Origin of the sequence: Bacillus cereus group sp. RP29, from assembly GCF_040459765.1 — a bacterium.
GTDB lineage: Bacteria > Bacillota > Bacilli > Bacillales > Bacillaceae_G > Bacillus_A > Bacillus_A paranthracis.
The window spans coordinates 177,185-189,876 of sequence record NZ_JARVHN010000001.1 but is presented as its reverse complement, the minus strand read 5'-3'; the positions used below and the strand labels follow the sequence as shown (position 1 = coordinate 189,876).

Here is a 12,692-nt window from a genome sequence, read left to right as displayed (position 1 = left end):
CTTCACCCCTATCTATTCTTCATTAATTCACGCTGAATACGTGCTAATTTTCCTTGTAAACTTCCGTCATAAATGCGATTTCCAATACGTACTTTAATGCCGCCTAGTAAATCTTCATCTACAACATTTTTTACGCGAATTGCATCTTTTCCTGTTCTCTTTGCAAATGCTTCTGCAATGTTAAGCTTCTCTTCTTCTGATAGAAGACGAGTAGAATATACAGTTGCGTCCGCTACGTTACGTTCTTCATTAGCAAGAACAACATATTCATCTGCAATTTCAGGTAAGATATCAATGCGCTTGTTATCAATTAAAATATATAACGTATTTAAAATAGATTCAGAAACAGACCCGAATACGTTTGCAAGAAACGTTTTCTTTTGTTCCTTTGAAATGTTCGGTTGCGTTAAAAAGCTATGTAGTTCTCCGTTCTTTATATAAACGTTTTGTACAAGGCGTAATTCCTCTTCAAACATTTCTAATACGTGTTTTTCTTTAGCAATTTTAAAAAGAGCGACAGCATAACGTTTTGCTACAATCCCATTGCTCATCGCGCTTCTCCTACTTCTTTAATATAATCGCGAATTAACTTCACTTGATCTTCTTCTTTTAATTCTTTTTCAATTACTTTAGAAGCAATTTGAACAGATAAAGAAGCAACTTGTTCTTGTAAAGCAGCAATCGCTTGCTCTTTTTCGCGTTGAATTTCTTGTACAGCAGATGCTTTAATTGATTCTGCTTCTTCTTTCGCAGCAGCAACAATAGCATCTTTTTGATCTACAGCTTGTTTTTTCGCTCTTTCGATTAACTCTTGTGCTTCAACACGTGATTGTTTTAACATTTCACGTTGTTCTTCTACTAACTTCTTCGCTTCAGCGTTACTTCTTTCTGCAGCGTCGATTTCATTAGTAACATGCTCTTCACGTTCTTTCATAATCCCCATTAAAGGACCCCACGCGAATTTGCGTAGCATTACTAATAGAAGTAAGAAAATGAACAATGTATAAGCAATCGTTCCAAATGGAATGGCAGCCCCTAATAATAAAGTTGGCACAAGGATTCACTCCCTTCAAAATATCTAAATTGATCATATGAAAAAAAAAGACATACGTTTCGTTCATAAAGCAATGGCGAAGAAAGTTCGGAAAAACACTCTTCGCCATCTATGTAAGGGGAGTCTCCCTTATTTGTTCATTACGATGAATGCAATAACTACACCGATGATTGGAAGTGCCTCAACTAAAGCAACCCCGATGAACATAATTGTTTGAAGTGCGCCTTTTAATTCTGGTTGACGAGCAACACCTTCGATTGTACGTGATACGATAAGACCGTTACCAATACCTGCACCTAATGCTGATAAACCAATTGCAATTGCAGCTGCGATTACACCTAAACTCATTTAATTTGTCCTCCTTTGTATTATAAAAAAATAAATTTTTTCTTACTTAAATTATATTAATGGTCATGACTTACTTTATGAGCCATATAAACCATCGTTAACATAACGAAAATAAATGCTTGGATTGATCCAACGAATACACTGAATCCCATCCATGCTAACATCGGCACAAGTGCACCTAATGCTCCAAGGAATGATGCTCCACCCAGCTTAGCAAGTAATCCTAATAAGATCTCACCTGCATAAATGTTACCAAATAAACGAAGACCTAACGTTAATGTGTTAGCAAACTCCTCAATAACCTTTAATGGGAATAAGAATTTCATAGGTTGGAAATAACCTTTTACGTATTCTTTCGTACCCTTCATCTTAATTCCATAATAATGGGTGAGGGTAACTACCATCACGGCTAATGTTAATGTAACTGCTGGATCAGACGTTGGTGATCTCCACCATGCAATATGTTCGCCAGCTTCAGTTGCTGAATACATGAATGGTAAACCAAGGAAGTTCGATACGATGATAAACATGATAAGCGTAACGCCAAGCGTTAAGAAACGTCCACCTGTTTTCCAGTCCATCGTACTATTGATAATCCCTTTCACGAAGTCAAACACCCATTCCATGAAGTTTTGCATTCCTGTTGGGCGAAGAGCTAAGCTGCGAGTTCCGATAACAGCGATTAAGAAAACAATAACTGCTGCTACAGTAACCATCATAACTGATGACAAATCGAACGTTAAACCTAGAAATTCAACTAATTTACCGTGTTCCACTAGTAATTCACCTCTCTTCCCTGCTCTTATACTCTAAATAAAGAAAATCTATGATCATGACAAGGTATCCTGTCAGCAATCCTACACCTAAGCCCCACATCGCAATTAACTCTTGATATTTGGCTGCAAATAAAATTAATAACCCAATCGTGGCGAATCTTGAATATGTACTTACCGCTGTCGCCTTAAACTTCACGTTTTCTCCATTTGTCACGCGATCCAACAGCTTGTCTGTCCTGCGTGCAATGATGCGCAAACTAAGAAAACTGAAAATCGTTCCGATAATCAGTCCAAGAAATACATCCTTGTAAGAGGTGAATCCCCATCCTAGCACTAGAAGCGCAAGCAAGTAGTACATATATTTCTTTTGTCTTTGGACAAGTCCATGTACGTCTATCATCATTGCTCTCCCGAATAGTAATGTCGAATGAGTCGAATCATTGCGTATACCCCTGTTCCTAATCCGAGTAATAACCCTATAATAAGAAACAATGGAAACGTTCCAACCTTATTATCAATCCACTGCCCACCAAAGATCCCAACAAGAATAGAACCGACTAACTGAGCAAGAATACCTGACATTAAAGCATAAGCTTTTATATGGCTGCGATCGTTTTTTTGCAAGGATTCATCCCTCCAATATGTAACCCTCATTCACGATGTGTTAATAATAACTCATTTTTTTGCATAAATCCTATACAAAATAAAAAGTTTACATTTTCGTCACGGAATAGATGTATTTTTGTCACTGAAAGCCCTACCATCTATCCCCGTTGTTAGCATACAATAGGGTATTAACAGTGTCAACGAGAAATCGTAAAAAATCAAAAAATTTGAGTATTAGTCATTTCCTCCCAAAAATGAAAACGTTCCCCTTCTAAATACTGGTTAGAGATATGCAATTTCTAACAGTTTTCTCTTTATAATAGAAGGAAATGTTCACAAGTTTGTCACTATTATATTTTTACGATATAACGCTTTCCTTCCATAATATAGTGCTCTTTAGACGTAAGACTTCTATATTATATGTGATGTGTATGCAACTTATGTTGTATATACTATGTATATTTATCCTCTCCCCTCCCCTACTTGCTTACATCAAAAAAAGACGAGCTGAGGAATCCCCCTGCTCGTCAGTTGTCTTACTTCGTTCCGAATAAACGGTCACCGGCATCACCAAGACCTGGTACTACATATCCGTGGTCATTTAATTTCTCATCTAATGCTGCTACATAAATATCAACATCAGGATGTTCTTCTTGTACTACTTTTACTCCTTCTGGAGCTGCAACGATACACATTAATTTAATTTGTTTTGCGCCGCGCTTTTTCAGAGAGTTAATTGCTTCAGCTGCAGAACCACCTGTTGCTAGCATCGGATCTAGTACGATAAAGTCACGCTCTTCTACATCCGTTGGAAGTTTCACATAGTATTCTACCGGTTGCAATGTTTTAGGGTCGCGGTATAAGCCAACGTGTCCTACTTTTGCTGCTGGAATTAATTTCAGAATTCCATCAACCATTCCTAAACCTGCACGTAAAATCGGAATTAAACCAAGTTTTTTACCAGCGATCACTTTTGTTGTCGCTTTGCTTACAGGAGTCTCAATTTCAATGTCTTTAAGTGGAAGGTCGCGAGTAATTTCAAAAGCCATTAAGCTTGCTACTTCGTCCACTAATTCACGAAAATCTTTCGTACCTGTATTCTTGTCGCGAATATATGTAATCTTATGTTGAATTAACGGGTGATCAAATACATACAGTTTTCCCATGTGAATCTCTCCTTTAGATGATATTCATGCGTTTGCACGCTTTTTTACACTATTTACGATTGTAAAGAAAACGCTACTAATATTCAAGGGCAAATTTGGAAAAGTCATGATTTACGATGAATCTATCTAGTATCTTTACCAATTATGGGAGCTGTATCCTTCATTATATCGCCAAAATTTATTCATCATTTGTATACATACTTAAAGAACAATATATGTCCACAAAAAAAACTGCCAAAACAATTATGTCTCAGCAGTCTTCTTCAATCTATTATAGATTTGGATACATTGGGAATTTGCTCGTTAACGCTTCTACACGCTTACGTGCTTCTTCTAATGCAGCTTCATTTTCATGATTTTTTAATGTGTAAGCAATAAGTGACGCAATTTCATCCATTTCTTCTAAACCGAAACCACGAGATGTTACAGCTGCTGTACCAATACGTACACCACTTGTTACAAATGGGCTTGCTGTTTCAAATGGAATTGTATTTTTGTTCACTGTAATACCAACTTCGTCTAATACGTGCTCTGCTACTTTACCTGTGATCTCTAGGTTACGAACATCAATTAGGATTAAGTGATTGTCTGTTCCACCAGAAACAAGTGTAAGTCCTTCTTTTTGAAGACCTTCAGCTAAGCGGTTCGCATTGTTAATGATATTTTGTGCATATGTTTTGAAATCATCTTGAAGTGCCTCACCAAACGCAACAGCTTTTGCAGCGATTACGTGCATAAGTGGACCACCTTGAATACCAGGGAAGATTGATTTATCAATTTGTTTTGCAAATTGCTCTTCACATAAAATCATACCACCACGTGGACCACGTAATGTTTTATGTGTTGTTGTTGTAACGAAATGTGCATGTGGCACTGGATTTGGATGTAAACCAGCCGCTACTAAACCTGCGATATGTGCCATATCAACCATTAAGTATGCGCCCACTTCATCTGCAATCTCACGGAATCGTTTGAAATCGATAACACGAGGGTATGCACTTGCACCTGCAACGATTAATTTTGGTTTATGTTCTTTCGCTTTTGCTAATACATCATCGTAATTAATACGGTGAGATTCAGCATCCACGCCATATTCTACGAAATTATATTGTACTCCACTGAAGTTAACAGGGCTTCCGTGTGTTAAGTGACCACCATGAGATAAATTCATACCAAGTACTGTATCGCCTTGCTCTAAAATCGTGAAGTATACTGCCATGTTCGCTTGTGCACCAGAATGCGGTTGAACATTTACGTGCTCTGCGCCGAAAATTTCTTTTACGCGATCACGTGCGATATCTTCTACTACGTCTACATGTTCACAACCACCATAGTAACGTTTCCCAGGATATCCTTCAGCATACTTATTCGTTAAAACAGAACCTTGCGCCTCCATTACTGCTTCACTTACGAAATTTTCCGAAGCAATTAACTCAATCTTCGAACGCTGTCTTCCTAGTTCTGCCTCAATTGCAGCAAATACCTTTTCATCTTGACGTTTTAAATGATCCACCAAAATCCCCCTTTTCTGAACGAATTACATCGATTCCCAACAGTTTTTTCTTATTTATTCAGAAAAAACGAAAATTCAGGTTGTAATTCTTTCGAACCTTCATGTTTTCAACTACATTCTAACATGACTTTCTATATCATAAAAGAAAAAAAAGACCGAAAATCGGTCTTTTCTTTCTTCTATAATAAAGTCAGACAACATACCTTATTCATAACTTTAACGGCAAGTGATAGTCTCTTCCTTCGCCGCATAAACAGCACGTGCTCCACCAATTAGCTTTCCACGTGTTGTTGCCATCGTTACATGTGCACTTCCAATTTCCTTCACACTAGTACGAACCGGAACAGCTACGTGCTTTAAATGCATACCGATAAATGTATCACCAATATCCATTCCCGCATCTGCTTTAATAAACTCAATTACTACCGGATCTTTCAAATTGTGATAAGCATATGTTGCTAATGCACCACCTGCTGATCTAACAGGCGTAACTGTTACAATTTCAAATTGATATTTCATCGCCAACTCTTTCTCAACTACTAAAGCACGGTTTAAATGCTCACAACATTGAAACGCCAACTCAATACCTGTTTGTTCTTGAAATTGTTTTAACTCAGAAAAAATCGCCTCTGCTACTTCCATCGTTCCTGATGTCCCAATTCTTTCTCCTAGCACTTCGCTCGTACTACACCCCACTACAAAAATTTGACCACTTTGTAATGAAGCTTGTTCTTGGAAATCAGAAAGCGAAATTTGTAGCTGTTCTCTTACCTTTACGATTTCTGTCATTACGCCTCTTCCTTTCACAGGTTGGTTCACCAAATTATATTTCCTACTGCTTCTAGTTAGAATCTATTACTTTGCTTCGTATGTTTTAATTTTTCCTACGCGGTTTTCGTGACGGCCGCCTTCAAATTCAGTTGTTAACCAAATTTTTGCGATGTCGCGTGCTAGACCAGCACCAATTACACGCTCGCCCATTGCTAACATGTTTGTATCGTTATGCTCTCTCGTTGCTCTCGCACTGAAAGTATCATGAACTAACGCACAACGAATACCATTTACTTTGTTTGCAGCAATTGACATACCGATGCCTGTCCCACAAACTAAAATACCACGATCTACTTCGCCATTTGCTACCATTTCCGCTGCTGGAAACGCAAAATCAGGGTAATCAACAGAACCAGCTTCACATTCACAACCTAAATCAATATATTCAATATTTAACTCTTCTAATAAACTTACAAGTTCTTTACGGATATTCATACCGCCGTGATCAGATGCTACTACTACTTTCATTTTTACCCCTCCAAAGTTTCAATCCATTATCTTCATTCTCACTTAATCCTTTAATGGGACGAAGTGATCTCCAATATCGTATTATACACGAAACATCAACCTTCTGAATGTTTTTTCAGTAAAGTTTGTACAAGTTTTTCCATCTCTTCTAATGTTTCTTTATAAATAGAGAGAGATCCGCCGAACGGATCTGAAATATCCTTACTCATCCCCTCAGTTACTCCATATAATGTATCTACTTTCCCTTCAACACTTGGATAATGCCCAAGGATAATTTCCTTATGGTTTTCCGTCATTGTTACTACAATATCTGCCCAATCAATTAAGGCTTCGTTTACCTGCTGCGAAGCATGATCGATTGCAATTCCCTTTTCAGCTAAAGCTTCCTTTGCATGTACCGACGCATCACTTCCAGGATAGGCGAAAACACCAGCAGATTGCACTTCAAACTTACCTTCTCCATAATGGCGCAGTAACGCCTCAGCCATCGGACTACGGCATGTATTTCCAGTGCAAACAAATAATACTCGTTTCATCTAAACCCACCCCTTTTCTCTATTTCCTTCCTTTTATCATAGCGTACATTACAATAGAACAAAAGAAATGTGAATATACGAAAGGCGCATTTCTCTTATATTTTTTCTAAGAAAAATGCGCCTTATCCACATATATGTGAAACCCTATTTCCAAGTGCCCAAAGTATTTTACCATATATAAGGAACAGACTACAAAACAAAATAAGGAATCCATTTCATACGAAACGGATTCCTTTCATGTGATAATTATTTCATTGTAACTTTCATTACTTCTGTTGAACCTTTTGTAGCAGTTACACCTACAGTTGTCTTAATAGACTCAGCTGCATCTGTGTTTGTAATAACGATTGGAGTAATTGTGCTTTTCGCTTTTTCACGAATTAATTCTAAGTCGAATGAGATTAATTTATCTCCAGCTTTTACAGCTTGTCCTTCAGAAACGTGAGCTTCAAAACCTTCGCCTTCCATTTTTACAGTTTCTAATCCAACGTGGATTAAAATTTCTGTACCGTTTTTCGCTTTAATTCCAATTGCATGTTTCGTGTGGAATAATTGTACGATTTCGCCATCAACTGGAGATACAACTACACCTTCAGTAGGATCGATTGCAACACCGTCACCCATCATACGACCAGCGAATACTGGATCTGGTACTTCTTCAATATTTTTCACCGCTCCAGTTAATGGAGCTACAATTGTTTCTTCATTTGTTTTTGAACCAAGACCGAATAATTTTTTAAACATAGGATAGTCCTCCTTATAATTTACCTAAAAGTTTATAGGGCAATCTCTATTAAAGATCAGAATAAACGTAAGACTTCATACTTCGAATATTATACTGTAAAAACGCTTTCGAAATAAATTACGTCATTACTACTAGACTCTTATTGTAGCGTCTCACAAAATTCCAGTCAATTCTGATTGTCTGAATAACAATAAGAAGTTAACTTCTACTTATATTTTCTCTTTTTTTACCTAACTTGTCTAGAGGTCTTTACTACATTTTATTTTTTGTTGTTAATTTGTAAAATTTTTTTCAAACTTTTTTCGAAATCCACTTGACTAAAGTAAGTAACTATTTTATTATTACTTACGTAAGGTAAGTTAATAACTTTTAGGAGGTTTTCAAAAATGATGGATTTCGGTCTTCTTATTATTCGTCTTATTATAGGTATTACATTCATGGGTCATGGTGCTCAAAAATTATTTGGTTGGTTCGGCGGTTACGGTTTAAAAGGAACAGGTGGCTGGATGGAATCAATCGGTTTACGCCCTGGTGTATTTATGGCATTTATGGCTGGTGCAACTGAACTATTAGGTGGTTTCTTATTCGCATCAGGTATTTTCACTGCAATCGGTTCATTATTTATTGTTGGAACAATGTTAATGGCGATCTTCACTGTTCATGGAAAAAACGGTTACTGGGTAACTCAAAATGGATATGAATATAACTTAATGTTAATCGCTGTTGCTATCGGTGTAGCTTTAATCGGTCCTGGCGCATACGTTTTACTATAATTTTTATCTTGAATCCGAGATTATTTAGGTGGAACTTACTTCATTGTGGTTGAAGTAAGTTCTTTTTATGTAATAAAAATATTATTTTCAGCAGGAGTTTTCCACTAACATCTTGTAAACAAACAATAAGTCGTCATATTTAGAAAGGGGATTTCAATCATGTTATCCATTAATCCAAATGAACAATCGGAAAAAGAGAATTACAAATTACTTACAGGAAGTATTATTCCACGCCCTGTCGCATTCGTTACTTCTGTAACAAAAGACGGCGTATTAAATGGAGCACCATATAGTTATTTCAATATTGTTGCTGCTAATCCGCCACTTATCTCAGTTTCTGTACAACGAAAAGCTGGAGAAAGAAAAGACACTTCTCGAAACGCAATTGAAAAAGGAGAATTTGTTGTACATATCTCTGATGAATCATATGTAGCGGCAATTAACGAAACAGCAGCAAATCTCCCTCCAAATGAAAGTGAAATTGAATTAGCAAAATTAACACCAATTGAAAGTGATGTCATCTCCGTTCCAGGTGTAAAAGAAGCAAATATTCGAATGGAATGCGTACTAGAACGCGCAATCCCCCTTGGCGGAACAGAAGACTCACCAGCTTGCGATTTACTAATCGGACGCGTCGTTCGCTTCCACGTCGCAGAACACCTATACGAAAAAGGACGCATTCATGCCGAAGGACTAAAACCAGTAAGCCGCCTAGCAGGACACAACTACGCAAAACTAGGAGAACAATTTGAATTAGTGAGGCCAATCTAAAAGCGGAAGCGGCTCGTTCAGAATGGGAGGAGGATGGAGCTTCTGACGTAGAGGCGCCTTTTGCCTCGCAGGAAGACGCGAAGCCACCGACCATTCTAGCCGCTGGAGCTGGATATGTTTAAAAGTGGAAGCGGCCGTTTAGCTCTGACCAGCTAAGGTTCTCTCGCACAAAAGGTGCTTTTTACCTTTCGTGCGGGAGGTTCTTAGATGCGAAGAGCTGACCACTGGAACTGGATAATATCTAAAAGTGGAGGCAAATTAATTACTTTCACCACTCAAACATAAAATCCCCTGCTAAATAGCAGGGGATTTTTATCATTGTAATTCTTCCTTCTTTTCTTCTAAAGCCGGTATCTTCTCTTTTTTCGGTTTCCCAAGCTTAATTACGAAGAAGTAAAGGGAAAGCAATGTAATAAGAAAAACAATTAAAAACGGGTATGGAGAATAAAAAGCACGCGCTGCCTCCGTTTTCCCCGCAACAAACTTCAATGACTCAATATCTAAAAACTCAGCAAACATTTGTACACCGAGCATACTAAACCAAAAAACAAAAAAACTAATAATAATACCAAAAACTTGCTTCAATCTCGTCATCCATCTCATCCTTTCTATATGTTTAATTTTTTAGCGCAATCAGTATAGTACAAACAAAACTATGCACAGAAAGGAACTATCTTACCATTCGCGAATTAATTTAATCCAACCTAAAATTGAAATTTGTAAAATAATACCCCAAATAACAAGTAGTCGTAACCATCTCGGAAAAAAAGTTACAAATCGAATATACCATTCCAATAATTTGTTCATAACGCCCTCCCCCTAAAATTATATAGGAAAAAGGAGATATAATCCAAATCCAACCAAAATGATACCACCTACTATCTCACCATATGTACCGAGCATACCTTTCGCATGCCTACCAATGAATAAACCAGTCCACGCTAATAACATACTAATAAATCCAAAGAGTAATATCGTAATAACTGTCTGTGCTCCGTAAATACCAAGACTAAGCCCTACTGAAAAACTATCTATACTAACACCAAATGCAAATACGAATAAACTAATTCCAATAGGGGCTGTTCTAGTCTCTTCATTCTCTAAAATAGAGGAATACACAATATAAAATCCTAGTCCTATTAATAAAATAGCACCTGCAAAATGTGCAATGTCTCCATACTGCTCTGATAAAAAACGACCTAATACCATCCCAATAAATGGCATGATAATATGAAATATCCCTATCGTCACACCGATATACAGGATCTGTCTTATCTTTAAGGCCATCATTCCCATACCAAGACTCACCGAAAATGCATCCATCCCTAAGGCGAATGCCATAATTATTAAAGGTATTAGCTGTTCAAACGTCATTCATGTCCCTCCTCGGACGTGCTACTTCACAATATGCTTATCCGAGGAGAAATATTCTGTTTGCTAATCGTACCTTATCATTCAGTAATAATATGATGTCCTGCCGCTTTTGTTAAGCGATTCATAATCGCGTTTCCTATTCCTTCATTCGGGAACGATTCACTAAAAATAACATCCACTTCACTTGCATCAAACGTTCTAAGTACATCATATAATTTAGTCGCAACGCTAGCTAAATCACTTCGAACACCACATGATAATACAACATCCGCATTATATATATGGTGATACTCTTCTGTCGTTAATACACCTACTTTGAATCCTTCTTCCTTCTTCTCATCCACAAGGCGCTGGATAAACTCACGTGATCCTTCAACAATACTGAGCGGCGCTTTCGGTGCATAATGTGTATACTTCATTCCAGGTGATTTCGGTTTTTCCTTCTCATCCTTTAGAGCTGGATCTAAAGAAACCGTGCCAATCACCGCTTCCAATTGTTCTTTCGTAATCCCACCCGGGCGTAAAATCGTTGGAATAGCGCTCGTACAATCAATTACAGTCGATTCAACACCGACTCCTGTTGCACCACCATCTACAATACCTGCGATTTTCTCATTTAAATCTTCATATACGTGAGATGCTAACGTCGGGCTTGGACGACCTGAACGATTCGCACTCGGTGCTGCAACAGGTACATTTGCCTCTTCAATAAGAGCAAGAGCTACCGGATGATCAGGCATCCTCACTCCAACTGTATGAAGTCCTGCCGTCACCTTCTCTGAAATTCCTTCCTTTCTAGGTAAAATAATTGTTAACGGACCTGGCCAAAAATGCTCCATCAACTTCTCTGCAACTGGCGGAATTTCCTTCACAATACCATCTAACTGCGATTTTGTACCGATGTGGACAATAAGTGGATTATCACTCGGTCTTCCTTTCGCCTCAAAAATTTTCGCAATCGCTTCATCATTCATCGCGTTTGCACCTAGTCCATATACCGTTTCTGTAGGGAAGGCAATCGCCTCATTTTCCCTTAATAATTTTGCTGCTTCTTGTAACTGTGGATAATATTTTTTTCTTTCCACAACATTATCCACAACCCACATATTTGTATGCATTTTTTCCCACGTCCTTTTCTACCCTGAAATACTTGTCTATTTTTAGTTTACTATGAGATTTATCCAAAAGACAAACAAGGTTTATCCACAAAATGTGGATAAACCTAATTAATCCGTGGATAACTTTGTGAATAGCTGACAATTTAGTATTATTGCATTTGGCTCTTTTATATTTTTACAAAAGTGTTCTAACTGTCGAATTCCCTCTGGTACGTTCTCTTTCTCTATCGTAACAAAGTCAAAAAACTGAAAGATCGTTATAGATTGTGGATGATTTGTTAGTAAGTACAATTGTCGAATATTTTTTTCTTTCATATACTGCAAAAACATTTCAAAAAAATATAAGAAAGTCTGTTTATCCACATTAGGTGTGAATAAACAAGAACGAATAAGTGCGTTTTCTTCACTTTGTTCATATCCAATGACTGCCCGTATTTCTTCCGCCTCTTCCAAAATCATAAACTGTGCGTACAACTCATTTATTTTATCATCTTTTTTATTAGCTTGTCCGAAAAAAGAATGCAATCTTTCCACATCTGCCTTCGTCGCAAAATATACCTTCTTCATAATAAATCCCTCCTCTTTTTTATATATGAGAAGGGATTTACGAATA

At 37.4% G+C, this 12,692-nt stretch carries 20 protein-coding genes; 2 read left to right on the top strand and 18 right to left on the bottom strand.

The window, feature by feature from the left end; genetic code table 11:
• Positions 1-8: 8 nt before the first annotated feature.
• The 13 genes from atpH to QCI47_RS00870 all read right to left on the bottom strand — a co-directional run bounded on the left by atpH (position 9) and on the right by QCI47_RS00870 (position 8,042).
• Complete coding sequence (gene atpH, locus QCI47_RS00930; protein WP_061131872.1) at positions 9-551, bottom strand: F0F1 ATP synthase subunit delta; 543 nt, start codon at positions 549-551, stop codon at positions 9-11.
• Positions 548-1,054, bottom strand: coding sequence for a F0F1 ATP synthase subunit B (gene atpF, locus QCI47_RS00925; RefSeq protein WP_001142617.1), 507 nt, complete (start codon positions 1,052-1,054; stop codon positions 548-550). The genes atpH and atpF overlap by 4 nt, the downstream gene beginning before the upstream one ends.
• Positions 1,055-1,183: 129 nt before the next feature.
• Complete coding sequence (atpE, locus tag QCI47_RS00920) at positions 1,184-1,402, bottom strand: F0F1 ATP synthase subunit C (protein WP_000052064.1); 219 nt, start codon at positions 1,400-1,402, stop codon at positions 1,184-1,186.
• Positions 1,403-1,458: 56 nt separating this feature from the next.
• On the bottom strand, positions 1,459-2,178 hold the full coding sequence (gene atpB, locus QCI47_RS00915; RefSeq protein ID WP_000399870.1) for a F0F1 ATP synthase subunit A: 720 nt from the start codon (positions 2,176-2,178) through the stop codon (positions 1,459-1,461).
• A 7-nt stretch (positions 2,179-2,185) separates the two neighbouring features.
• Positions 2,186-2,578, bottom strand: coding sequence for an ATP synthase subunit I (locus tag QCI47_RS00910; protein ID WP_000567600.1), 393 nt, complete (start codon positions 2,576-2,578; stop codon positions 2,186-2,188).
• On the bottom strand, positions 2,578-2,802 hold the full coding sequence (locus QCI47_RS00905; protein ID WP_001171223.1) for an AtpZ/AtpI family protein: 225 nt from the start codon (positions 2,800-2,802) through the stop codon (positions 2,578-2,580). The genes QCI47_RS00910 and QCI47_RS00905 overlap by 1 nt, the downstream gene beginning before the upstream one ends.
• Before the next feature lie 26 nt (positions 2,803-2,828).
• On the bottom strand, positions 2,829-2,942 hold the full coding sequence (locus QCI47_RS00900) for a DUF4024 domain-containing protein (protein WP_000232961.1): 114 nt from the start codon (positions 2,940-2,942) through the stop codon (positions 2,829-2,831).
• 378 nt (positions 2,943-3,320) lie between these two features.
• The gene (gene upp, locus QCI47_RS00895; RefSeq protein WP_000517539.1) at positions 3,321-3,950 is read right to left on the bottom strand and encodes a uracil phosphoribosyltransferase; all 630 of its coding nucleotides are present in this window, start codon (positions 3,948-3,950) and stop codon (positions 3,321-3,323) included.
• 271 nt (positions 3,951-4,221) lie between these two features.
• Positions 4,222-5,463: a serine hydroxymethyltransferase gene (glyA, locus tag QCI47_RS00890; RefSeq protein ID WP_000349817.1), complete on the bottom strand. Its 1,242-nt coding sequence runs from the start codon at positions 5,461-5,463 to the stop codon at positions 4,222-4,224.
• Between the two features lie 216 nt (positions 5,464-5,679).
• The gene (locus tag QCI47_RS00885) at positions 5,680-6,252 is read right to left on the bottom strand and encodes a TIGR01440 family protein (protein ID WP_000136362.1); all 573 of its coding nucleotides are present in this window, start codon (positions 6,250-6,252) and stop codon (positions 5,680-5,682) included.
• A 66-nt stretch (positions 6,253-6,318) separates the two neighbouring features.
• Entirely contained in the window at positions 6,319-6,762 is a 444-nt protein-coding gene (gene rpiB, locus QCI47_RS00880) for a ribose 5-phosphate isomerase B (RefSeq protein ID WP_000869919.1), read from the bottom strand.
• 95 nt (positions 6,763-6,857) lie between these two features.
• Positions 6,858-7,298, bottom strand: a complete 441-nt coding sequence (locus QCI47_RS00875) for a low molecular weight protein arginine phosphatase (RefSeq protein ID WP_000832384.1) — start codon at positions 7,296-7,298, stop codon at positions 6,858-6,860.
• Between the two features lie 246 nt (positions 7,299-7,544).
• The gene (locus QCI47_RS00870; RefSeq protein WP_000473666.1) at positions 7,545-8,042 is read right to left on the bottom strand and encodes a PTS sugar transporter subunit IIA; all 498 of its coding nucleotides are present in this window, start codon (positions 8,040-8,042) and stop codon (positions 7,545-7,547) included.
• 387 nt (positions 8,043-8,429) lie between these two features.
• On the opposite strand from QCI47_RS00870, the gene QCI47_RS00865 reads away from it, so the two are divergent.
• Complete coding sequence (locus QCI47_RS00865) at positions 8,430-8,816, top strand: DoxX family protein (protein ID WP_000968618.1); 387 nt, start codon at positions 8,430-8,432, stop codon at positions 8,814-8,816.
• Between the two features lie 159 nt (positions 8,817-8,975).
• Positions 8,976-9,587, top strand: a complete 612-nt coding sequence (locus QCI47_RS00860) for a flavin reductase family protein (protein ID WP_000949039.1) — start codon at positions 8,976-8,978, stop codon at positions 9,585-9,587.
• 315 nt (positions 9,588-9,902) lie between these two features.
• Here QCI47_RS00860 and QCI47_RS00855 read toward each other — a convergent pair whose 3' ends face one another.
• The 5 genes from QCI47_RS00855 to QCI47_RS00835 form a co-directional block, all read right to left on the bottom strand.
• Positions 9,903-10,181, bottom strand: a complete 279-nt coding sequence (locus QCI47_RS00855; RefSeq protein ID WP_000197470.1) for a DUF3935 domain-containing protein — start codon at positions 10,179-10,181, stop codon at positions 9,903-9,905.
• Between the two features lie 81 nt (positions 10,182-10,262).
• A complete protein-coding gene (locus QCI47_RS00850; RefSeq protein ID WP_001037628.1) occupies positions 10,263-10,394 on the bottom strand; it encodes a hypothetical protein in 132 nt (43 codons plus the stop codon).
• An 18-nt stretch (positions 10,395-10,412) separates the two neighbouring features.
• Positions 10,413-10,961 carry a manganese efflux pump MntP gene (locus tag QCI47_RS00845; protein WP_000142468.1) on the bottom strand — a complete coding sequence of 183 codons (549 nt, stop codon included), beginning with the start codon at positions 10,959-10,961 and terminating at the stop codon, positions 10,413-10,415.
• A 77-nt stretch (positions 10,962-11,038) separates the two neighbouring features.
• The gene (locus tag QCI47_RS00840) at positions 11,039-12,079 is read right to left on the bottom strand and encodes an L-threonylcarbamoyladenylate synthase (RefSeq protein WP_061131877.1); all 1,041 of its coding nucleotides are present in this window, start codon (positions 12,077-12,079) and stop codon (positions 11,039-11,041) included.
• 108 nt (positions 12,080-12,187) lie between these two features.
• A complete protein-coding gene (locus tag QCI47_RS00835; RefSeq protein WP_000758435.1) occupies positions 12,188-12,646 on the bottom strand; it encodes a GNAT family N-acetyltransferase in 459 nt (152 codons plus the stop codon).
• Between the last annotated feature and the right edge of the window lie 46 nt (positions 12,647-12,692).